This window comes from Stackebrandtia nassauensis DSM 44728 (assembly GCF_000024545.1).
GTDB lineage: Bacteria > Actinomycetota > Actinomycetes > Mycobacteriales > Micromonosporaceae > Stackebrandtia > Stackebrandtia nassauensis.
In genome coordinates this window covers 1,191,723-1,212,973 of record NC_013947.1, presented here as the reverse complement: position 1 = coordinate 1,212,973, position 21,251 = coordinate 1,191,723, and the positions used below count along the sequence as shown (strand labels likewise).

Genomic DNA, 21,251 nt, shown 5'->3' with positions numbered 1-21,251 from the left:
TGGCGCTCAGTCGAGCGCGGCGGTGAACTCCTTCAGCTCCCGCGACGCGGCGTCCCCGACCACCGCGATGGTCATGTCGTCGTCAGTGGACACGAAGGCGCTGTGTCCGTCGGCGGTCGTGTAGGTCTGCCACTCCCGTCCGGCGACCTCGGTCGAACCGGTCTTGGTCGGGCTCTCCTCCCCCAGCGCCGCGTCGATGACCGCGTCGGGTTTCGCGTCGCTCTCCACCAGCTGCAAGCCCGCCTCGTCCGGGGTCAGGTACCCGATCCGCAACGTCACGGCGCCCTTCTCCTCGTCGACGCTGTGGCTGATCGGCACCCAGTCGCCGGACAGTCCGTCCGGCTCGACGACCGGCAGCCCGGCCCGTTCGGCCTCGCCGACGGTCTCGCTGAAGTCCACCGGATTGACGTCCTGATCGCCCATGAGGAACCGCCAGCCGACGAAGATCAGTCCGATCGGCACCAGCAGGATCGCCAGCGAGATGATCATGTCCCGGGGGCGTCGCGCGGTGAGGCGACCGCGTTTGGGCGCGGGTCCTGCTTCGGTGCTCATGCTCCGATTTTCGCCGATGGACGCGTAACACAGCCCACCGACCCTGTTCATGGTGACGACACCGGTGTTTGCCAAGATGCGCGAAGCACACACGAACGGTCAGGCAGTGCTTCCTGAAAGGCAGTGGTACGTATGTCCGTCCGCAAAACCGAAGAACTCGACCGCAACCTCGGCCTGGATCTGGTGCGGGTCACCGAGGCCGCCGCGATGGCCGCCGGACGCTGGGTGGGGCGCGGCGACAAGGAGGGCGGCGACGGGGCCGCCGTGGACGCGATGCGTCAGCTCATCAACTCGGTGCCGATGCGCGGCACCGTCGTCATCGGCGAGGGCGAGAAGGACAACGCCCCGATGCTCTACAACGGAGAGTCGGTGGGCGACGGCACCGGCGCGGGCGTCGACGTCGCCGTCGACCCGATCGACGGCACCACCCTGATGGCCAAGGGCATGCCCAACGCGCTGGCGGTGCTGGCCGTGGCCGAACGCGGCGCCATGTTCGACCCCTCGGCGGTGTTCTACATGGAGAAACTGGCCGTCGGCCCCGAATGCGCCGACGTCATCGACATCACCGCCCCCACGCATGAGAACCTGCGCCGCATCGCCAAGGCCAAGCATTCGGCGGTCTCGGACGTGACCGTGTGCGTCCTGGACCGGCCCCGCCACGAGACCCTGGTGCGGGAGATCCGCGAGACCGGCGCCCGGATCCGGTTCATCTCCGACGGCGACGTCGCCGGTGCCATCTCCGCGGCCCGCGAGGCCAGCGACGTCGACGTCCTGATGGGCATCGGCGGCACCCCCGAGGGCATCATCACCGCGGTGGCGCTGCACTGTCTGGGCGGCGCCATGCAGGCCCGGCTGTGGCCCAAGGACGACGCCGAACGGGTCAAGGCGACCGACGCCGGTCACGACCTGGGCCGGGTGCTGGAACTGGGCGACCTGGTGACCGGCGAGAACATGTTCTTCTGCGCCACCGGCGTCACCTCCGGCGACCTGCTGCGCGGGGTGCGCTACCAGCGCGGCGGCGCCTACACGCAGTCCATCGTGATGCGGTCCAAGTCCGGGACGACGCGGGTCATCGACTCGTTCCACCGGCTGGAGAAGCTGCGCAACTACTCCATGGTGGACTTCGACTGAATCCCGCTGGAGCCGTGAGAAGCTCGGCCGCGCCATCGGCGCGGCCGAGCCCGGCTAACAAGATCGACACGTGTACGTGGTTGGTGTGGTCGGAGTTGGGATCTCCGGTACCGCCGCCGTCGTAGGCGTGCCAGCCGCCCCGCAGCGGATTCCAGATCATGTTGTACCAGATGACGACCCGGACACCCAGGGCGTCGGCGTTCTGGACGAACCAGTCGGCGGTGTGGTCGCCGTAGGTCTTGGCGTCCCCGCTGGCGGCGGCCCCGTTGGAGCCGACCGTGAAGTCGCAGGCCTTGCCCTCGTTGTGGTCACCACCGTCCTCATAGGGGCGATAGCACGAGGTCTTCTTGTTGTAGCCCACGATGACCGCCTGCTCCAGGGCGTGTTCCATCCGCGGCGAGATGCAGCCGCCGGTGGTCGGATCGTCCTGGGTACAGCCCTCGTCCGGCCAGGAGCCGTCGGAGTTGCGCGGCGCCGCTTCGGCCGGTGGAGCGCTGCTGGCGGCGGGCCCGGTGACGGCGTCCCCGCCTCCGGCGGCCACGTCCCGGGCCGCCTTGTCACGCAGGTCCTTCATCTTCTTCTCGGCCTTCTCGCCCTTGTCGATCTCGTCGTCGAGTGATTCCTCCTCGGCGGCGAGGTCCTCCTTGGCGTTGACGAGCTGGCTGAGTTTGCGACCCGACTGTTCGCCCAGGTAACTGGTCATCGCGATGGTGTCGACGGCCGTGTCGGGGTCACCCGCCGACAGGATCTCCACCGCCGGTGGCAGGCCGCCGCTCTTGTAGGCGGCGGCCGCGAACTCGTTGACCTCGACCTTCAGACGCTTGACGTCCTTCTTGGTGTCGGCGATGTCCTTCTTGATGGTCTTCTTGCGGCCCTTGGACTTGGCGAGGTCCTGTTTGGCTTCCTGATACTCGTCGATGGCCTTGTCGAGCTTCTTGTTGACGTTGCCCTCCTTCGCCACCGCCTCAGCGGGGGCGACGAAGACGCTCAACACCAGAGCGCATAGCCCGACCATCACCAGCGACAGTATTCGGCGACGCACGGAAGGGTTGGTCACGGTTGTTCTTTCTTGGTAGTCCGCCTACAGAGTCATAAGTTCACCGAAAGATGGACGTGGTCGGTGTGATCCTGGGACGGATTACCGGTGTGACCACTGGAGTAGTTACCCCAGCCGGTGCCCTCCATCCAGATCTGATTGTCCCAGATGACGTAGTAGACGCCCAGTGCGTCGGCGTTGTTGACGAACCATCCGGCGAGGTTGTCGCCGTAGGTCTGGTCGCCGCCGGTGGCGTCGGAGCCGAAGCCGCCCTCGGACGCGGCGAAGTCGCAGGCGCGTCCCTTGCCGTGTTCGCCGGAGTCCTGGTTGCGGAAGCACTTCGTGTAACGGGTGTATCCGGCGTCCTGGGCCTCGTTGTAGGCGTGCAGCAGCGTCGGGGTGACACAGCCGCCGGTGCCGGTGGGGTCGGTCTCGGAACAGCTGCCGCCACCGCCGGGGCCCTGCCCAGCCGCGCCGCCGCTGCCGTTGGACGGACCGCCGTTGATCTCGTCGATCTGGTCCTTGAGGCTGTCCTGTGCCTTCTTCTTTTTCTTGACGGCCTTCTTGGCCTTTTCGATCTCGTCGTCGAGGGCGTCCTTGTCGGCCTCGAGTTCCTCCGCCGCGGCGAGGAAGTCCTCGAGCTCGTCGGCGGCGTCCTCACCCAGGAAGCTCATGGTGGAGAGGCTGCGCACGGCTTCCTGCGGGGAGCCGGACGTCAGGATGGCCGTGGCGGTCGGCAGCCCACCGCTGAGGTAGGCGGCCTGAGCGAAGTCGTTGATCTCGTCGGTGAGCTCCTCGACCTTCTTCTCGCCGTCCTTGATGTCCTTCTTCAGCTTCTTCTGCTTCTTCTCGGCGTCCTTGAGGTCCTTCTTGGCGTCCTTGTACGCCTCGGCGGCTTTCTCGAGCTTCTTCTCCAGCTTGTGGACCTCGTCCTCGGCATACGCGGGCGACGACATCGGCACGAGAAGAAGCGAGACCGCCGCGGCGATCGCGACTATCAGCGCGCTGCGGACAGAACGTCTCGTCAAGATTCCAAATTCTTTCGTCTCGTCCGCCTACCGGGTTAGCTGTCGGGTTCGGGCGCAAGACTGCCCTACCGCATGGTTGGCGCGGATTCACCCCATTCCTCGCTGGCGGCGAGGCGGTTGGGTCCCCGGCTCACCCGGCCTCGGGTGACTCGGCGGTGAACCGTCGTGTCCGCCGTTTCGCGGCGCGACAATGGGGCGACGATTCCAGGCCACGATAGCGGGTATGCGCCACGCGGACAAGATGGTGATCACGAATCGACAACAATACTCCCTGTACTGATTACGCGACGTCACTACCAGGGGATTCGCTCGTTGCTCAGAACTTCAGCCAGGTGCCCTCCAGGGGCTGCTGCTCGACACCGGGACGGGACCAGTCGCAGACACCGTGCGGGAAGACCCGTTCGGCGCGGTCGCGTTGCCGGGCGGTCAGTCTCGCCCCCACTTTCGTATCGCCCAGATCGACGACCTGGCATTTGACGATGTCATTGGCCAGCGGCCCGCCGGCGACCAAACGTGGAGTTGGCCACACCGGATACAGCTCGGCACAACGGGAACCGCTGGTGTCCGGACGCTGCTTCTCCCAGATACGTTGCGGCGCATCGCCTTTGGTCCAGCACGAATCGGAAAGCCACTGCGGCCGGTTGCGCGCGATCCGGTCCAGCCGCGAATCGGCGGGGTCGGAGTCGGCGGCCGTGGCGGTCACCCACGCGTCCAGCTCCGACAGCGCCCGCCCGGCCACGGTCGCCGGATCGGTGTTGAAGCCGCCGTGGCCGCGTTCCTCGGTCAACATCACGTGGTTGTCGGTGCGCCCGTTGGCCTCCCGCAACCGCTCCCGGGTGGCGAAGCCGTGGACCCGCAGATGGATGTCGCCGCCGGAGGCGTCGTCCTGGTAGTCGCGGTAGTCCACGATGGGTATTCGCGACAGGCCGCCGCCCCCGTTGAGCAGCCGCCCGGTGCGATAGGCGATCGCGGTGGCCTCCAGGTCGGCCTCGGTGCGCTCGGGAATCAGGTTCGCGTCGGCGTCGAAGCCGCCGATGCGGTCGTTGAGATCGAGGAAGTCGTCCACCGAGATGTCGCCGCGCGTCAATGCCCTGAGGCCGTAGGGAATCCCGACGTTGTCCAACGGCCGCCGGGGAGCGTTGCCGGACTCGTCCCAGCCGTACACGTTGACGGTGTGGGAGTACACGTCACAGCGGGCCCCGTCCGGGTTGTCCTGCGGGTGGTACCGCAACTCCACCGGAAGCTGCGCGGGACAGAACACCCTTGGATCGATACGACGCCCCGCCGAGGCCAGGTTCGGCAGTGTCTTCCACACCCCGAAACCCGAGATGGCCTTCTGCTGCTCCTCGGTGAACCGCCCCGGCGCGGTCTCCGTGAAGTACCGGTGCAGCAGCCACGCGTCGGTGATGGTGTGGATGGTAGCGAAACCCACCTCCGGGAAACTGGCCCCGACCAGGATCCCGTCCACAAGGCCCGGATAGTTGTCGCCGATCTGGTGCGACTGGTACGCGCCACCCGAAGCCCCGTGCCCCAGGGTGAACGCCGGACGACCGTAGCTCTCGACGAACCGCTCCTTGACCATCGACATCGACTCGGCGGCCAGCAGATCGTTGCAGCTGTTGCCGAAGACGTTCAACGTCGACGACGCCACCGCGTACCCCCGCGACAGCAGGCCATGGTCGACGACCCCGGCCGTGGCCCGTCCCTGGATGTACCACCCACGCGGGCAACCGCCGCCGAACTTGTACACCAGGCGCTCGTTCCACCCGTCCGGCCGGGTCCACGGATCCGGCTCGGGCGTTTGTGGATCGTGCAGGATCGAGGTCTCGTAGATGCCCCGGTCCCGGGTCCCGGTCTCGACCCGGACGATGTACGGCACGTTCTCGCCGGTGCTGGTCGTCGTGTACGCCAGGTCCTTGGGCCGAGTCACGTCCGGCGGCAGCGCCCGGAACTCCCCGTGCACGTTGCGATACACGTAGTCCACTCTGGTCTTGACCGAGCAGTCCGCATCGATCGGCTCCCCCAGGGTGCCGCCGACGGCGAGCTTGAAATGCGCGGTGTCACAGATGAACGGCTTCTGGTGCGGCCCCGAGAAGATCGGCCCCACGGCGGGATGGTTCGTCACCACCAGCCGGTCCGGCCTGCCGCTGTCGTCGGCGGCCTCGGCGGTGATCGTGCTGTCCCCTTCGGGCAGACCCGTCACCAGCGCCTCCAGCCGATTCGGCCGGTCACCCTCCCGCAGCTTCCCGGTGATGTCCTCCCCGTCCACGTCCACCCGAACCTGTCGCGGCTCTACACCCTTGACGGTGACCCGGATCAGGGCGTCACCCCCGGATACCACGTCGGCCCGAGACGACAGCACCGACAACTTCAACCGGGGCCCCGCCGCGCTGGCCGGAGTCGCCACCGCGAACGTCCCGACGATCATCACGGCGACCAGCGCGACCACCGCGCCCACCGATCGCCCCTGCCGCGAAGTAAGTCTGCTCATCGGGCCCGCCTCTCGGCCGCGCCCGACACGCATTGTCGCGACCGGGCTACATATAGAAGGATGCGAATCTTACCCATAATCCCCCCATATTCGCTCAAGTTGATCGCGTACCCTCCCCCAATGAAGTACCCCGCCCTGATCGACCGCCTCACCGCCGCTTTCAGCGCCGAGCCAAGGGTTCTGGGTGTTTTCCTCATCGGCAGCCGCGGTCGCGGCACCGCCGACGACCACAGCGACGTCGACCTGCTCCTGTGCGCCGAACCCGAGCACCACACTGGACTGTGCGACGACATGCCACAGCTGGTCGCCGAGGCCACCGAGACCGTCCACTCGCAACGCGTCGGCACCCTCCCGGTCTTCACCTACATCGCCGCTGGCTGGCTGCGCTTCGACATCTCCGTCGCCAGCCCCGCCGAGCTCATGCTCCGCGCTCCCGAGAATCTCACCGTCCTGTTCGACCGCACCTCGCTCACCGAAACGATCACCGGCACGCCGGTCCCGGTGGAACCCGACGCGGCCACGGTCGAGGCGATGACCCGCGAGTTCCTGCGCGTCCTGGGCCTGCTCCCCGTCGTCCTGGGCCGCGGCGAACACGCCCTCGGCGTGGCCGGATTCGGCCTCCTGCACGGCATGCTGGTCCAGGCTCTCCGCCTCACCGCCCGCGTCGTCGACCCCGGCGGCGTGCTGAGCCTCAAACACCTCATCCCCGAGGACGTCTACCAACGCCTGGAAGAGATCCCCGCCGTCGAAGCCGAACCGGCGTCCCTCATCGACGCCCACCTGGCCTGCGCGCGCCTGTTCCTGCCCACGGCCCACCGTCTCCACGAGAAGACCGGCGCCGACTGGCCCACGGCCATGGCCGAAGCCCTCGAAACCCACCTGCGCAAGACGGTCGACGAACGCTTCGCCGCCCTCACCACCTGGCGCTGAGGGCTACTTCGCGATCAGGACCACCATGCTGCGGCCGTTGACGCCGTAGGTGGCGCCGTCCAGCTTCTCCTCGCTGCCCGGCTTGGCCACCTGTCCCGGGCCCTCGGCGAAGGACGCGGTGTCGGTGACCCGGTGCCAGGTCTTGCCCTGCGGTGGGTCGGGCAGCGTGAAGTCGACCTTGCCGGACCAGCCGTTGTATCCGATGTAGATCGCGTCGTACGGGTCGCCGAACTCGGTCCCGTCCAGCCGCCAGCCCAGCGCGTGGTTGTCGGCGCTGTCGAAGTACCCGGCGTCCGGCTTCGCACCGGCCGGGGTGAACCAGTCCAGGTCGGCCATGCCGTTGCCGTTGCCGTCCGACCCGGAATAGAAGTCATCCGGACGCAGTGCGGGGTGAGCCGAACGGAAGTCCAGCATCCCGGCCGTGAAGTCCCCGAACGCGCTTTGGTCCGCGTCCGGGGAATGGTTGAGCCAGTTGGCCTCGGAGTCCAGGTTGTACGGGTTGTTGTTGCACCGCACCGAACGCAGGTGTTCGTCGCCGCCGGTCATCATCGGGGTTCCCGCCGAGGTCAGCAGCGACGCCATGCCGGTGCGCGCGGCCTGGCGCTGGGCGGCGGCATCGCCGCCGTGGTCCCACGACAGGTTGTTGTCACTGCCGCCGTCGGAGGGGCCGTAGGGCCAGGACTGTCCGTTGTCCTTGTCGTTACAGGAATACAGGTCCTTCAGCGTGAACCCGTCGTGGGCGACGGTGAAGTTCACCGACGCCGAGGGTTTGCGGCCGTCGTCGCCGTACAGGTCAGACGATCCCGCGATCCGGGTCGCCAGCTGGCCCGGCGTCACCTTCTCGACGCCGAGCTTGTTCTGGTCGGCGCGCCAGGTGTCGCGGTACTTGTCGTTCCACTCCGACCAGCCCTTCGGGAAGTTCCCGACCTGGTAGGTACCGTCGCCAATGGCCCAGGGCTCGGCGATCCAGTCGGTCCCCGCCCCGCCGTCGGCCGGACGGGCGGGCATGGCGTCGGTGATCGCGTTGAGCGCGGTGTCGGGGTTGTCGCGCTCGTACTTGAAGCAGCCGTGCTGGCAGGTGTTGCCCAGCACCGACGCGAGGTCGTGCCGGAAGCCGTCCACGCCAAGGGTTTCGCGCCAGTACCTCAGGGAGTCCACGATGACGCCCTTGGCCGCCGGGTTGAAGGTGTTGAAGTTCCCGCCCACGCCGGTGTTGTCCCACGAGCCCTGCTTGTCAGCGGTCAGCGAGTAGTAGCTCGGGTTGTCCAGTCCCCGGTAGGACAACAGGTTGTAGGTGTTCTTGTCGCCGCTTTCCCACGCGTATCCCTCGCCGGTGTGGTTGTAGACGACGTCGACGAACACCTTCAGGCCCGCGTCGTGGAACGCCTTCACCATCCGCTTGAACTCCGCCGTCGGGCCGCCGGGGCTCTTGTTACTGGCGTAGCGGCGATCCGGGGCGAAGAAGTTGAGACTCTGGTAGCCCCAGTAGTTGTCGCCCTCGGTGCTGTCGGCTGTGGCGTCGTTCTGGTCGTTGGGTCCCTCGGCCAACGGCAGGAACTCCACCGCCGTGACCCCCAGTTCGGCCAGCTCGGCGGCCTTGCGGGCCGCCCCGGCGTAGGTCCCGCGCTCACCTTCCGGGACGTCGGGATCGTTCTTCGTCAAGCCGCGCAGGTGAACCTCGTAGACGACGTCGTCCTTCAGCGGGCGCGTCGGCGCCGAACCGGTGTCACCACCGGCGTCGGCCAGCACGATCCCCTTCGGAGCGACCTTCCCGCTGTCCTTGACCCGATGTTCCGGCCCGGACGCGTAGACGCCCTCGTCGGTCATGCCGTCCCGCAACGGATCATGACTCACCTCGGTCGTATACGGGTCGAGCAGCAGCTTGTTCGGGTTGAAGCGATTGCCGTCGGCGTCGACGTCGCTGCCGAAACCCGCCTCGCTGCCGGGTTTCCACGACTCGTCGAACGTCCAGTTCGGACCCCAGGCGCGGTAGCCGTAGTAGACGTCCCCGGTGATACCCGCCTCGTTGAGGTCGGCGACCGACACCGAACCGGAGTACACGTCGGACGCCTCGGTCAGGGAGACCTTCAGGTTCTCGTCCGCGCCTTCGGCTTTGGCGTACAGGTACACGTCCATCCGGGTGGCCGCCGCCGAGTGCACGGCGAAGGTGATGTTCTGCCCCGAATCGTCATAGTGCGCGCCCAGCGGCGGAGCGGCCTCGGCCTGGGCACTGGAGGCGACCAGCAACCCGGCGGCGGTGACCAGACAGGCGGCCAGAGTTGTTATCAGGCGCGGTTTCGCGGACATGACGTCCTCCGGGGCTAGGCGCTTACGAAAGTTCTTGCGCTATCAACGCAAGAACCTTCTGTTTCCCGCAATTCAAGGGGCCAAGCCCATAAACGACGCATAAGCCGGTTTCATGGGACACGTGTCCCAGGTGCGCGCGACAATCACCGCATGACCGACGACCCGATCGAGCGACTGCGTCCACTGTGTCTCGCGTTGCCGGAGGCCACCGAGCGGCCCAGCCACGGGGAGCCCGCGTGGTTCGTCCGGGACAAGAAGCTGTTCGTCATGGCCGCCCAGCATCACCACGACGATCGGCTCGGTTTCTGGTGCGCCGCAGCGCCCGGGGAGGCCGCCGCTTTGGTCGCCGGGGATCCGCGGCGGTTCTTCATCCCGCCGTATGTGGGACATCGGGGGTGGCTGGGGGTCTACCTCGACGTCGACGGCGTGGATTGGGACGAGATCGCCGAGATCGTCACCGATGCCTATCGTCACGTCGCCCCAAAGAGACTCGTCGCTCTTCTGGAGGATTAGTGCGGCGTCTTGGCATGGCGTTGAAGGAAAGTGGCCCACCCCTCGCTTAGGGTGACGCGCGACCCTGGCGCGTATCCCGAGGAGTGACATGACTTCTGAGCAGCCGTTCACACTGCCCAACTTCTACATGCCCTACCCGGCACGGTTGAACCCGAACCTTGCCGGCGCCCGCGGTCACACGATGGCGTGGGCCAAGGACATGGGGATGCTCGACTCCCCGTCCGCCGGTGGCGGGTTGATATGGGACGAGGCCGAACTGGCGCGGCACGACTATGGACTGTTGTGCGCCTACACGCATCCCGACTGCGATCAGGCGATGCTGGATCTGATCACCGACTGGTACGTGTGGGTGTTCTTCTTCGACGACCACTTCCTGGAGCAGTTCAAGCGCACCCGCGACACCGTGGGCGCCAAGGAGTACCTGGACCGGCTGCACCTGTTCATGCCCGTGTCGGGCCAGGAGCTGCCGGAGCCGACCAACCCGGTCGAGAAGGGACTGGCGGACCTGTGGCAGCGCACCGCGCCGCATCGGTCCGAGGACTGGAAGCAGCGGTTCTCCGTCAGCACCCGCAACCTGCTGATGGAGTCGCTGTGGGAACTGTCCAATATCACCACCGGCCGGGTGGCGAACCCGATCGAGTACGTGGAGATGCGGCGCAAGGTCGGCGGGGCGCCGTGGTCGGCGAACCTCATCGAGCACGCCGTGAACGCCGAGGTGCCAGCGCGACTGGCGCCCACCCGGCCGTTGCGGGTACTGCGGGACACCTTCTCCGACGCGGTGCACCTGCGCAACGACCTGTTCTCGTACCAGCGGGAGGTGCAGGACGAGGGCGAGAACGCCAACGCCGTCCTGGTGTTCGAGAAGTTCCTGGGACGGTCCACTCAGGAGTCAGCGGATCTGGTCAACGAGCTGTTGACCTCGCGGCTGCACCAGTTCGAGTCGACGGCGCTGACCGAGATGCCGCTACTGGTGGCCGCCAAGGGGGTCACACCGGACCAGCAGGCCGCGGTGGCCGCCTACGTGAAGGGCTTGCAGGACTGGCAGTCGGGCGGGCACGAGTGGCATATGCGCTCCAGCCGGTACATGAACGAGTCGGCCCGCGCGGTGCCGTTGGGGCCCATGGGTTTGGGGGCTGACAGTCTGCGGGCCGGGGTGTCGGGCCTGGGCAACCACAGCAGAGTGCCGTTCCAGAAGGTCGGCAAGCAGCGGCTGCCCGACATGTACATGCCGTTCCAGGTGCAGCTGAACCCGGCGCTTGACGCGGCCCGGGAGCACAATGTGGAGTGGTCGCGCGAGATGGGTTTCCTGTCGCCGATCCCCGGGGTTCCGGGTCCGGGTGTGTGGAACGAGCGCCAGATCCGGGTCTTCGACCTGGCGCTGTGCGCGGCGGGCATCGACCCCGACGGCACCCCCGAGGAACTCGAACTGTCGGCGGACTGGCTGGCCTGGGGCACCTACGGGGATGACCTGTACCCCACGGTCTACGGCCGTGCCAAGGACCTGGCGGGCGCGTACGCGCAGAACCAGCGGCTGGTGCGGTTCATGCCCGTCGAGGGTGAGGAGGCGCCGCAGGCGGTCAACGCGCTGGAGCGGGGCCTGGCGGATCTGTGGCGGCGGACGGTGCAGCCGCTGGACGACGCGGGGCGGCGCGAGTTCCGGGCCGCCGTGACGGTGATGCTGGACAGCTGGCTGTGGGAACTGCACCACCAGATCCAGAACCGGATCCCCGACCCGATCGACTACATCGAGATGCGCCGCGAGACCTTCGGCGCCGACATGACGATGAGCCTGGCCCGGTTGCGCAACGGACGGCAGGTGCCGCGCGCGGTCTACGACTCCCGGCCGATCCGGGAGCTGGAGAACTCGGCCGTCGACTACGCGTGCCTGCTCAACGACCTGTTCTCCTACCAGAAGGAGATCGAGTTCGAGGGCGAGGTCATCAACGGTGTCCTTGTGGTGCAGGAGTTCCTGGGCTGCTCGGTGCCCGAGGCCATGGCGATCGTCAACGACCTGATGACCGCCCGGATGCGGCAGTTCCAGAACATCGAGGCCAACGAGCTGCCGATCGTGTTCGAGGAGTTCGGTCTGGCGGAAGAGGCCCGCGCCGCCGTCGGCAAATACGTGGACGAACTCAAGGACTGGATGGCCGCGATCCTCAACTGGCACCGGGGCATCACCCGCTACGAGGAGTCCGAGCTGCGCCGTCCCACCACGGCGCTGGGCGGGCCGATGGGGTTGGGCACCAACGGGAACCGGCCGCCGCGTCCGCACGTCCCGGTGGTGGCCCCGAATCCGGGCGCCGACCGGCCGTCGTCGGCGGTGGCCGCCATGAACACGCCGGTGAACCACCCGAAACCCGCGATCGCGACCATCGGCGTGGGGGCCGTGAAGCACTGACAAGGATCGCGCGAGAGCCGGTGCCGTTGGGGGGCACCGGCTCTTTCGCGTGTCCGGGGTGTGTACGCCGCGTTGCCGAATTGTTATCTCGAACAACAAATTGAAATCGCTGGATGGCTTGCGCGACACACGCGGATTTCGATAAGTTGCTGCAAACAACAAATCTCGGTCGATCGACAACCGAACCGTGTGAAGGGCCCTTCCACACCCCCCGTCAACTCGATCAACTCGAAAGGACCTTCGCCATGCGCTCGTCCGCCAGACCTGCTGCGGCAAAAGGCTTCCGACTCCTCGCCCTGACCTGTGCCGCCGCGTTGGGTGTCGCCGGAATGTCCGCCTGCGGCGACGACTCCGGCACGGGAGAGGCCAAGATCGGCGTCATCCTTCCCGATTCGAAGTCCTCGCCCCGCTGGGAGACCGCCGACCGCAAATACCTGGAGGCGGCCTTCAAGAAGGCCGACGTCGACTACGACATCCAAAACGCCCAGGGCGACAAGACCGACTTCCAGACCATCGCCGACCAGATGATCACCAACGGCGCCACCGTCCTCATGATCGTCAACCTGGACTCCGGCACCGGCAAGGCCGTGCTGAAGAAGGCCCGCGCCCAGGGCGTGGCCACCATCGACTACGACCGCTACACCATCGAGGGCAAGGCCGACTACTACGTCAGCTTCGACAACGTCGCCGTCGGCAAGCAGAACGCCGAGGGACTCGTCGAGTGCCTCAAGGAGAAGAAAGTCAAGAAACCGGTGATCGCCGAGCTCAACGGCGCACCCACCGACAACAACGCCACCCTGTTCAAGGAGGGCTACGACTCGGTGCTGGACCCGCTGTACGACTCCGGTGAGTTCGTCAAGGGCCCGGACGAGTCGGTGCCCGAATGGGACGGTACCCAGGCGGGCACCATCTTCGAGCAGATGATGACCGAGAAGAAGAACAAGATCGACGGCGTCTTGGCGGCCAACGACACCCTCGCCCACGCCGCCATCTCGGTGCTGAAGAAGAACAAGCTCGGCGGGGAGGTTCCGGTCAGCGGCATGGACGCCTCGACCCAGGGCCTCCAGAACGTCCTCACCGGCGATCAGTGCCTGACCGTGTACAAGCCGGTGAAGCAGGAGGCCGACGCCGCAGCGGAACTGGCGATCAGCCTGGCCGAGGGCAAGAAGGAGAAGCTGGACGACACCCTCACCGACCCCGAGACCGGTCACAAGACCCCGTCGGTGTTCCTGAAAGCCCAGATCATCACGGCCGAGAACGTCCAGGACGTCGTCGACGACGGCTACGTGACCGCCGAGAAACTGTGCAAGGACATCGCCGCCGAATGCGAGAAGGCAGGCATCAGTTAATCGTCGCTTCGGTGTCTCGTCGTCGCACGGAGGCGACGAGGCACCGAAGCCTCACGACAAGGGAGGCCCCGGTGTCCTCAACACCCATCCTCGAAGTATCCGGGCTCAACAAGAGTTTCGGCCCGGTACAGGTACTGCACGACGTCCACCTGTCCGTCCACGCCGGTCAGGTCACCGCCCTGGTCGGCGACAACGGCGCCGGGAAGTCGACACTCATCAAATGCGTCAGCGGCATCCACGGCATCGACTCCGGAACCATCCACTTCGATGAGGAACAGGTCCGGATCGCCTCCCCGCGCGACGCCGCCAACCTCGGCATCGAAGTGGTCTACCAGGACCTGGCGCTGTGCGACAACCTGGACATCGTCCAGAACATGTTCCTGGGACGCGAGAAACGCTCCGGACTCGTCCTGGATGAGCCCACCATGGAGCAACTCGCGGCCGAGACCCTGGAAACCCTGGCGGTCAGGACGGTGAAGTCGTTGCGGCAGCATGTGTCCAGCCTGTCGGGTGGCCAGCGGCAGACCGTGGCCATCGCCAAGGCGGTGCTGTGGAACTCCAAAGTGGTGATACTGGACGAGCCGACCGCCGCGCTGGGCGTCGCCCAGACCGCGCAGGTGCTGGAACTGGTGCGCCGGCTCGCCGACAACGGACTGGCCGTGGTGCTGATCTCCCACAACCTCAACGACGTCTTCGCCGTCTCCGACCGCATCGCCGCGCTCTACCTGGGACAGATGGTCGCCGAGATGGAGACCGCCGAGGTCACCAACACCCAGGTCGTGGAGCTGATCACCTCCGGCTCAAGCGGCGATCTGGGTCTGCCCCGCGCCGACTCCTCCACCGAATACGGACTGAACGGAGCCCAGCTGTGACGACGACCGCCAATCGCCCCAAGTCGGCCCCCGACACCGGCACCACGTCCCCGGGCATGCTGCGCTCCTATGTCGACAAGATTCGCGGCGGCGACATCGGCGCGCTGCCCGCCGTCACCGGACTGGTCGTCCTGTGTGTCGTGTTCTCGATACTGCGCCCCTCGTTCTTCACCCCCGGCAACTTCGCCAACCTCATCCCGCAGGGAGCGGCGGTGTCGGTCATCGCCATGGGTCTGGTGTTCGTGCTGCTCATCGGGGAGATCGATCTGTCGGCCGGATTCGCCAGCGGCGTGTGCGCGGCGGTGCTGGCCATCAGCCTCACCAACTTCGGGCTGCCGTGGTTCGTGGCCGCGGCGGCCGCGATCGCGACCGGATCACTGCTCGGCCTGGTCCTGGGGCTGTTCGTGGCCAAGGTCGGCATACCGTCCTTCGTGGTCACACTGGCGGCGTTCCTGGCCTTCCAGGGCGTGGTCCTGCTGCTGGTCGAGGAGGGCACCAACATCTCGGTCCGCAACGAGGTCATCGTCGCGATCAACAACGCGAACCTGCCGCCGTGGCTGGGCTGGACGCTGGCCGTCGTGGCGGTGGCCGGGTTCGCGGCGGTCCAGCTGACCCGCCGCCAGGGCAGGCTGCGGCGCGGACTGCGGGCCGAACCGCTGGCGACCGTCCTGGTCAAGGTCGGTGGGCTCGCCGCGCTGCTGGGTGTCTCGGTGTTCGTCCTGAACCTGGAACGCAGCCGCAACGTCGCCATCACCTCCCTGAAGGGGGTGCCCATCGTGGTGCCGGTGATCGCGGTCATCCTCATCGCCGGGACGTTCCTGTTGCACCGCACCGTCTTCGGACGTCACCTGTACGCGGTCGGCGGCAACCGCGAGGCCGCCCGCCGGGCCGGTATCACCGTCGACCGGACCCGGATCCTGGCGTTCGTCATCTGTTCCAGCCTCGCCGCGGTCGGCGGGATCCTGGCCGCGTCCAAGGCCACCTCGGTCGACGCCACCACCGGCGGCAGCAACGTGCTGTTGCTGGCGGTGGGTTCGGCGGTCATCGGCGGCGCCAGCCTGTTCGGTGGCAAGGGCCGAATCCAGGACGCGCTGCTGGGCGGCACAGTGGTCGCTGTAATCATCAACGGTATGGGACTCTTGGACCTCGGCGCCAGCATCAAGTATGTGGTCACCGGTTCGGTCTTGCTGCTCGCCGCCGGAGTGGACGTGCTGTCGCGCAGGCGGGCAGCCGCGACAGGCAGCCTGTGAGCGCCAACCGCCGCTCCAGCCCCAGTCCCGAGGAGATCCGGCGTCAGAACCTGGCGGCGCTGTTGCGGCACGTCCACCGCAACGGCGCCACCACCCGCGCCCAGCTCACCACCGACCTGGGGCTCAACCGCTCCACCATCGGGGCGCTGACCACCGATCTGGCCGCGGCCGGACTCGTCACCGAGGAGGTGCCGCGCGAGTCCGGCCGCAGCCGGGCCGGGCGGCCCTCCCTCGTGGTCAAACCGGAGTCGCACCGCTTCTACACCTACGCGCTCAGCATCGAGGTGGACCGCATCCGCGCGGCCCGGGTCGGCCTGGGCGGCGAGATCCTCGACCGCCGCGAAGCCCCCCGCTCCCGCGACCGCGAGGCCCCCGACACGGCGGAACCGGCCGCCGCGCTCGTCCACGACATGCACGCCACCGCCCCGTCCGACGCGATCTACATCGGCTGCGGCGTCGTGGTGTGCGGCATGGTGCGCCGCGCCGACGGCATGGTCCGGCTGTCCCCCAACACCGGCTGGGTCGACGAACCCTTCGCCGAAGCCCTGCGCCCCGCCCTGGCCCTCGACACCCCACCCACCGGCGGCTCCGCCGACGCGTCGCGAGACCGCGAAACCAGCACGGCCGACGACGGCTCCGCGTCGCCCGGCGACCGCGCCGACACGGCAGACGCCGCACGGCGCGCGACGCGCAGCGGCTCGGGCAGCTCGCGCGCCGCGTCCGCCGCCGCTGACGGCTCACGCGCCACGTCCGGCGCCGACAGCTCCCACTCCGGCGCCGCCGTTGACGACTCGAACGGCTCGCGAGGCGCGTCGCCCGCCGATCGCTCGCGGGCCGCTGCTCCGCTCGATCGGCCCATCACCGTCGGCAACGTCGCCGACGCCTCCGCTCTCGCCGAGCACACGCGGGGGGCCGCGCGCGGACTGTCCAATGTCATCTACCTCTATGGCGACGTCGGCATCGGCGCGGGCATCATCACCGGCGGCCACCGCCTCGCCGGTCACGCGGGCTACGGCGGCGAGGTCGGCCACATGGTGGTCCATCCCGGCGGCCGCGAGTGCGGCTGCGGTTCGCGCGGCTGCTGGGAGACCGAGATCGGTGAACGCGCGCTCCTGGACACCGCCGGTCGCACCGAGCGGGTGGGCCGCGACGCGGTCCTGTCCGTCATCGACGCCGCCCGCCGCGGCGACTCCGCCGCCGACCGCGCCGTGCGGCAGGTCGGCGACTGGCTCGGCTTCGGCGTGGCCAACCTCGTCAACATCTTCAACCCCGAGGTCGTCCTGTTCGGCGGCACCCTGCGCGACGTCTACCTCGCCGCCGCGGCCACCGTCCGGTCCCGCCTCAACAAGACCGCCCTGCCCGCCTGCCGCGAGCAGCTGCGGCTGCGCACCCCCGAGCTCGGCGACGACGCCGCCCTCATCGGCGCCGCCGAGATGGCCTTCGAGGCCCTGCTGACCGACCCGCTCGCCGAAGCCCCGTTACCGGGTCCGCCGCGTCGTCACCACGTACGCGCTGGGATGCGCCCCGCCGGTCTCGAACACGATCTCCTTGATGACCCGCACCCCCCGCGTCCGCTGCACCGTCTGCGTGAACAACCGCTTGTCCTCGGTCAGCAGCACCGCCCGCCCCTTCGGCGCCAGCACCCGCGCGATCTCCCCCAGCACCGCCGGGTACAGCCGCTGGTTCCCGATGTGCGACCCGACCCGCTTGCCGAACGGCAGGTTCGCCACCACCCGCTCCACCGCCCCGTCCGGCACCGGCAACCGCCGCGCGTCCCCCCGCCACAGCCCCGCCGTCGGCGCGTTCTCGCGCGCCGCCAGCACCCACCGCCGATCGTGGTCCGCGCCGACGACCCGCGCCCCTGGCGCCATCTGACCCGCCGTCACCAGCAGCGTCCCCGCCCCGCACACCGGATCCAGCACCCGCTGCCCCGGCTCGATCTTCGCCAGCCGCACCATCACCGAAGCCACGACGGGGTTCGTCGAGGCCGGGGCCCGCACCAGCTTCCCGAACCGCTTCGTCCAGTACAGCCCGCCGACCTCCGCCACCGTCCCGGCGACGTCCTCGAGGTTCACATCCCAGTCCCCGGGCTCGTTGCGCCACCCCATGGCCGCCAACTCATCCCGCACCCCCCACCGCTGGCCGATCTCCCCCACCCGGAACCGCACCGGCCCCGCGACCGCCGACACCACCCCCCGGCTCGCCGACTCCCGCAGCCCCGCCGCCACCTCGTCCGCCAGCACGACGGCCGCCGACGAGAAATACCTCACCCCCGCCAACGCCCGCAGGCTCCCCGCCACCGCGACCACGACCCCGTCCCGCCGCCGCTCCACCAACTCCACCCCGGCGAGGCCCCGCAACTCCTCCACCAGGTAGTCCACCGCCCCGGGCACGGTACGCAGCAGCAGACGATCGGACACCTCGCGGTCAAGATCAAGCACCCGCCCACGCTACGTCCCCACCCCGCAAACCCCGTTTACGCCCCCGGAAAACCACATGTACACTAATCCGGTCGCGTCGCCCTCGGGGCTGTGGCGCAGCTGGTAGCGCACAACACTGGCAGTGTTGGGGTCAGGGGTTCAAGTCCCCTCAGCTCCACTCGTTAAGCGAAGCGACATCGCCGCTGGCCTGGAAAACCAGGCCAGCGGTTTTTTCGTCCCTCATGGAGCTCGCACCACCACGTGCCCGACGCCGTAACCGCGAGCCCGGGACACGTCCTCGTGGGCGGCGCTGGCCAGCACGCGACGGTCGGATCCGGTGCGCGGCGGCAGCAGCTGCGCCTCCACCCGCACGCCGCGAGCGGCGATCACGCGGCTCAGCGACGCCACGACGGTGTCCTGGCCCACGAACGCCGCCACACTCGACCGCCGTCCATCCACGGTGAACTCCAACGCGACGGGCGTTACCGGCGCGCCGGAATCGGCCGCGGCCTGGAACACCGCCGGGCGGAACCGTCCCATGGCCCGGCCGCACCAGGTCGTGCCTTCGGGGAACGCCCCGATCAGGTCGCCGTCGCGCAGCGCTTCGGCGACACTGTCGACGGTTTCGGGCAGTCGGCGCAGGCTGTCGCGATCGATGAACAGCACCCGCAACCGCCGGGCCGCGACGCCGATCACCGGCCATCGCCGCACCTCGGTCTTGGCCAGCATCCGGCAGCCGAACCAGCCGACGAACACCACCACGTCCAACCAGGACACGTGGTTGCCGACCACCAGCCCGGTCCGGGGAGCCTTGCCACGCACCACCACCCGCACCCCGGCCGCCCGCAGCAGCGCCCGGGCCAGCCGAGGGCGCGGCACGAGGATCCCGGCCGCCAGCACCGCGGCCACCGCGCCCCAGCGCAGCAACCGACGCGGCCAGGCCGCCCGGCGCCCAGGTTCATCCACACAGGAGTGCGGTTGGCAGGGCGCGGACGGAAACCAGCCGTTCACCGGCGGACGTCCAGTCCGAAGTACCGGGCATAGCGGAGGTTGAGCCGCTCCAGGTCCAACAGCATCAACAGGTCCGCCGTCCCGAAGTCCGGGTCGTAGGCGGCCGGTCCACAGGCCACCGCCCCCAGCCGCAGGTACCCGCGCAGCAGCGGCGGAATCCGCACCTTGGCGGCACGCGGGACGTCGCGGTTGTCCCAGGGCAGTTTCGGCGTGACCCGCAGGTCCTCGGGCGCCAAGTGCTTGTCCCGCACCCGGTCCCACACGGCGGCGGCCTGCGCGCCGTCCTCGTCCAGCGACAGTGAACAGCAGCCGATGAGGTACCGGTGGCCGGTCCGACGCAGGTAGTCGGCGATGCCGGACCACAGCGTGCCGATCGCGGCCCCGTCGCGGTGGTCGGGGTGCACGCAGGCGCGTCCGGCCTCGATCATGGCCGGCCGCAGCGGATCCAGCGCCGACAGGTCGAACTCGGTGTCGGAGTACAGCGTCCGGCGGCGGCCCGGCGGCAGCAGCCGATAGGTGCCGACGGTTTCCCCGGTGGCCTCCTCGGTGACGATCAGGTGATCACAGTGGAAATCGAAGTCGTCGATGTCGCGGCCGTCGCGGGCCTGCGGCAGGAAAGCACCGCCTTCGGTGGCGAAGACCTGGTAGCGAAGTCGTTGGGCGTCAATGATCTCGTCGGGATTGCGAGAGGTTCGCACGATGTACCGCCGCGTCGCGGTCGCGGTACCGCTTGATTCGATGGGCATGGCCTTATTCAGGCGCCCCGAGTTGACGGATGGTCGACGAACGCCGGTACCGGAGCCTGAAACGCCGGTGACGGGCCAGACCTCACGCGCTCATCGAACTTCTCGGAAGAAGGTCCGGATGTCGCCCGCCAGCAGTTCGGGCACTTCGAGGGCGGCGAAGTGCCCGCCCGCGTCGTGGTGGGTCCAGTGCGTGACGCGGTACTCCCGCTCCGCGAAACGGCGGACCCCGTTCTCGCCCTTGAAGAACGTCAGACCGGTCGGCACCTCCGACCGTTCGGGCTGCTCGGCCCAGGCCGCCGCGCTCTCCTTGTACAACCGGATCGCCGAACCTCCGGTGCGGGTGAACCAGAACAGCGAGACGTTGGTGAGGATCCGGTCCGGCGACAGGTCGCCGACCTTGGTGCCGTGCGCGGCGTACCAGTCGCCGTACCAGGCCAACTGCCCCACCGGCGAATCGCTCAACGCGTAGGCCAGCGTCTGCGGACGGGTGCTCTGCACGACCGCGTATCCCGACACCTCCTCCCACTGATCCATCCCGGCGAAGTACTCCCGCTCCTCGGCACTCAGGTCATCCATTTCGGACGGATCCACCTGCGGCATGGTGGGCACCGCGTTGAGGTGCATCCCCACCACCCGATCCGGCTGCGACCGGGCCAGCCTCGGCGTCACCAGGGCCCCGAAATCGCTGCCCTGCACGCCATAGCGGTCATACCCCAACCTGCGCATCAACTCCGCCCAGGCCGCCGCCACCCGCTGGCAGTCCCAGCCGGTCTCGGTGGTCGGCCCGGAGAACGCGAACCCCGGCACCGACGGGATCACCACGTCGAAGGCGTCGGCGGGGTCACCCCCGTGAGCCCGGGGATTCGTCAACGGTCCCACCATCGCGGCGAAGTCCGCGAAGGTGCTGGGCCAGCCGTGGGTGAGGATCAGCGGCAACGCGTCCGGCTCCGGCGACCTTACGTGTACGAAGTGGATCGTCTGCCCGTCGATCCTCGTGGTGAACTGGGGCAGCTCGTTGAGACGAGCCTCCTGAGCACGCCAGTCGAAACCGTCGCGCCAATGGCCGGCCAGGTCGCGGACGTAGCCCAGCGCGGTGCCGTAGGACCAGCCGACGCCGGGAAGCTCGTCAGGCCAACGGGTGTGCTCGAGCCGAGCGGTCAGTTCGTCGAGTTCGGACTGGGCGATGTCGATGGTGAACGGTTCGATCTGTGTCATGA

General features: G+C 68.3%; 16 protein-coding genes, 1 tRNA gene, 2 pseudogenes and 1 riboswitch. Of the genes and pseudogenes, 10 read left to right on the top strand and 9 right to left on the bottom strand.

Annotated features, from left to right (window positions below; all coding sequences use genetic code 11):
* Positions 1–6 precede the first annotated feature (6 nt).
* Positions 7–552, bottom strand: coding sequence for a DUF4245 domain-containing protein (locus SNAS_RS05615; RefSeq protein ID WP_169313854.1), 546 nt, complete (start codon positions 550–552; stop codon positions 7–9).
* Between the two features lie 132 nt (positions 553–684).
* Between SNAS_RS05615 and glpX the strand changes: the two genes are divergently transcribed.
* Positions 685–1,683: a class II fructose-bisphosphatase gene (gene glpX / locus SNAS_RS05610; RefSeq protein ID WP_013016415.1), complete on the top strand. Its 999-nt coding sequence runs from the start codon at positions 685–687 to the stop codon at positions 1,681–1,683.
* On the opposite strand, the gene SNAS_RS05605 is transcribed toward glpX, so the two are convergent.
* From SNAS_RS05605 to SNAS_RS05595, 3 genes are all read right to left on the bottom strand, one after another.
* Positions 1,622–2,740, bottom strand: coding sequence for a coiled-coil domain-containing protein (locus SNAS_RS05605; protein ID WP_041624571.1), 1,119 nt, complete (start codon positions 2,738–2,740; stop codon positions 1,622–1,624). The genes glpX and SNAS_RS05605 overlap by 62 nt on opposite strands.
* Before the next feature lie 32 nt (positions 2,741–2,772).
* Positions 2,773–3,747 carry a coiled-coil domain-containing protein gene (locus SNAS_RS05600; protein WP_041624570.1) on the bottom strand — a complete coding sequence of 325 codons (975 nt, stop codon included), beginning with the start codon at positions 3,745–3,747 and terminating at the stop codon, positions 2,773–2,775.
* A gap of 9 nt (positions 3,748–3,756) precedes the next feature.
* A riboswitch (cyclic di-AMP (ydaO/yuaA leader) is annotated at positions 3,757–3,912 on the bottom strand.
* 151 nt (positions 3,913–4,063) lie between these two features.
* Positions 4,064–6,238 (bottom strand): DUF6351 family protein, encoded by a 2,175-nt coding sequence (locus SNAS_RS05595; protein ID WP_013016412.1) that lies wholly within the window; start codon positions 6,236–6,238, stop codon positions 4,064–4,066.
* 120 nt (positions 6,239–6,358) lie between these two features.
* On the opposite strand from SNAS_RS05595, the gene SNAS_RS05590 reads away from it, so the two are divergent.
* On the top strand, positions 6,359–7,168 hold the full coding sequence (locus SNAS_RS05590) for a nucleotidyltransferase domain-containing protein (RefSeq protein ID WP_013016411.1): 810 nt from the start codon (positions 6,359–6,361) through the stop codon (positions 7,166–7,168).
* A gap of 3 nt (positions 7,169–7,171) precedes the next feature.
* Here SNAS_RS05590 and SNAS_RS05585 read toward each other — a convergent pair whose 3' ends face one another.
* A complete protein-coding gene (locus SNAS_RS05585) occupies positions 7,172–9,475 on the bottom strand; it encodes a glycogen debranching protein (RefSeq protein ID WP_013016410.1) in 2,304 nt (767 codons plus the stop codon).
* A gap of 150 nt (positions 9,476–9,625) precedes the next feature.
* On the opposite strand from SNAS_RS05585, the gene SNAS_RS05580 reads away from it, so the two are divergent.
* From SNAS_RS05580 to SNAS_RS37460, 7 genes and pseudogenes are all read left to right on the top strand, one after another.
* Complete coding sequence (locus tag SNAS_RS05580; RefSeq protein WP_013016409.1) at positions 9,626–9,988, top strand: MmcQ/YjbR family DNA-binding protein; 363 nt, start codon at positions 9,626–9,628, stop codon at positions 9,986–9,988.
* Positions 9,989–10,076: 88 nt separating this feature from the next.
* Complete coding sequence (locus SNAS_RS05575; protein WP_013016408.1) at positions 10,077–12,386, top strand: terpene synthase family protein; 2,310 nt, start codon at positions 10,077–10,079, stop codon at positions 12,384–12,386.
* Between the two features lie 245 nt (positions 12,387–12,631).
* Positions 12,632–13,735, top strand: coding sequence for a sugar ABC transporter substrate-binding protein (locus tag SNAS_RS05570; protein ID WP_013016407.1), 1,104 nt, complete (start codon positions 12,632–12,634; stop codon positions 13,733–13,735).
* Positions 13,736–13,806: 71 nt separating this feature from the next.
* On the top strand, positions 13,807–14,607 hold the full coding sequence (locus SNAS_RS05565; RefSeq protein ID WP_013016406.1) for an ATP-binding cassette domain-containing protein: 801 nt from the start codon (positions 13,807–13,809) through the stop codon (positions 14,605–14,607).
* 56 nt (positions 14,608–14,663) lie between these two features.
* Complete coding sequence (locus SNAS_RS05560; protein WP_086013310.1) at positions 14,664–15,857, top strand: sugar ABC transporter permease; 1,194 nt, start codon at positions 14,664–14,666, stop codon at positions 15,855–15,857.
* Positions 15,854–16,447: pseudogene (locus tag SNAS_RS37465) on the top strand (MarR family transcriptional regulator); the annotation flags it as partial. The gene SNAS_RS05560 and the pseudogene SNAS_RS37465, both read left to right, overlap by 4 nt.
* A 183-nt stretch (positions 16,448–16,630) precedes the next feature.
* A pseudogene (locus SNAS_RS37460) lies at positions 16,631–17,323 on the top strand (ROK family protein); the annotation flags it as partial.
* Between the two features lie 12 nt (positions 17,324–17,335).
* Here SNAS_RS37460 and SNAS_RS37455 read toward each other — a convergent pair.
* The gene (locus SNAS_RS37455) at positions 17,336–17,815 is read right to left on the bottom strand and encodes a TRM11 family SAM-dependent methyltransferase (protein WP_425281034.1); all 480 of its coding nucleotides are present in this window, start codon (positions 17,813–17,815) and stop codon (positions 17,336–17,338) included.
* Positions 17,816–18,382: 567 nt separating this feature from the next.
* Here SNAS_RS37455 and SNAS_RS05550 point away from each other — a divergent pair.
* Positions 18,383–18,455 (top strand) — tRNA-Ala (locus SNAS_RS05550).
* A gap of 62 nt (positions 18,456–18,517) precedes the next feature.
* Here SNAS_RS05550 and SNAS_RS05545 read toward each other — a convergent pair.
* The 3 genes from SNAS_RS05545 to SNAS_RS05535 all read right to left on the bottom strand — a co-directional run bounded on the left by SNAS_RS05545 (position 18,518) and on the right by SNAS_RS05535 (position 21,249).
* On the bottom strand, positions 18,518–19,243 hold the full coding sequence (locus tag SNAS_RS05545; RefSeq protein ID WP_211207323.1) for a lysophospholipid acyltransferase family protein: 726 nt from the start codon (positions 19,241–19,243) through the stop codon (positions 18,518–18,520).
* A gap of 41 nt (positions 19,244–19,284) precedes the next feature.
* Entirely contained in the window at positions 19,285–20,034 is a 750-nt protein-coding gene (locus tag SNAS_RS05540; protein ID WP_013016402.1) for a GNAT family N-acetyltransferase, read from the bottom strand.
* 90 nt (positions 20,035–20,124) lie between these two features.
* A complete protein-coding gene (locus SNAS_RS05535; RefSeq protein WP_013016401.1) occupies positions 20,125–21,249 on the bottom strand; it encodes an epoxide hydrolase family protein in 1,125 nt (374 codons plus the stop codon).
* Positions 21,250–21,251: the final 2 nt, after the last annotated feature.

What these genes read in the sequence shown, in the direction of transcription:
- SNAS_RS05615 (WP_169313854.1), bottom strand. Translation starts at nt 552, where the DNA reads ATGAGCACCGAAGCAGGACCCGCGCCCAAACGCGGTCGCCTCACCGCG.
- glpX (WP_013016415.1), top strand. Translation starts at nt 685, where the DNA reads ATGTCCGTCCGCAAAACCGAAGAACTCGACCGCAACCTCGGCCTGGAT.
- SNAS_RS05595 (WP_013016412.1), bottom strand. Translation starts at nt 6,238, where the DNA reads ATGAGCAGACTTACTTCGCGGCAGGGGCGATCGGTGGGCGCGGTGGTC.
- SNAS_RS05590 (WP_013016411.1), top strand. Translation starts at nt 6,359, where the DNA reads ATGAAGTACCCCGCCCTGATCGACCGCCTCACCGCCGCTTTCAGCGCC.
- SNAS_RS05585 (WP_013016410.1), bottom strand. Translation starts at nt 9,475, where the DNA reads ATGTCCGCGAAACCGCGCCTGATAACAACTCTGGCCGCCTGTCTGGTC.
- SNAS_RS05580 (WP_013016409.1), top strand. Translation starts at nt 9,626, where the DNA reads ATGACCGACGACCCGATCGAGCGACTGCGTCCACTGTGTCTCGCGTTG.
- SNAS_RS05575 (WP_013016408.1), top strand. Translation starts at nt 10,077, where the DNA reads ATGACTTCTGAGCAGCCGTTCACACTGCCCAACTTCTACATGCCCTAC.
- SNAS_RS05570 (WP_013016407.1), top strand. Translation starts at nt 12,632, where the DNA reads ATGCGCTCGTCCGCCAGACCTGCTGCGGCAAAAGGCTTCCGACTCCTC.
- SNAS_RS05560 (WP_086013310.1), top strand. Translation starts at nt 14,664, where the DNA reads ATGCTGCGCTCCTATGTCGACAAGATTCGCGGCGGCGACATCGGCGCG.
- SNAS_RS37455 (WP_425281034.1), bottom strand. Translation starts at nt 17,815, where the DNA reads ATGGTGCGGCTGGCGAAGATCGAGCCGGGGCAGCGGGTGCTGGATCCG.
- SNAS_RS05540 (WP_013016402.1), bottom strand. Translation starts at nt 20,034, where the DNA reads ATGCCCATCGAATCAAGCGGTACCGCGACCGCGACGCGGCGGTACATC.
- SNAS_RS05535 (WP_013016401.1), bottom strand. Translation starts at nt 21,249, where the DNA reads ATGACACAGATCGAACCGTTCACCATCGACATCGCCCAGTCCGAACTC.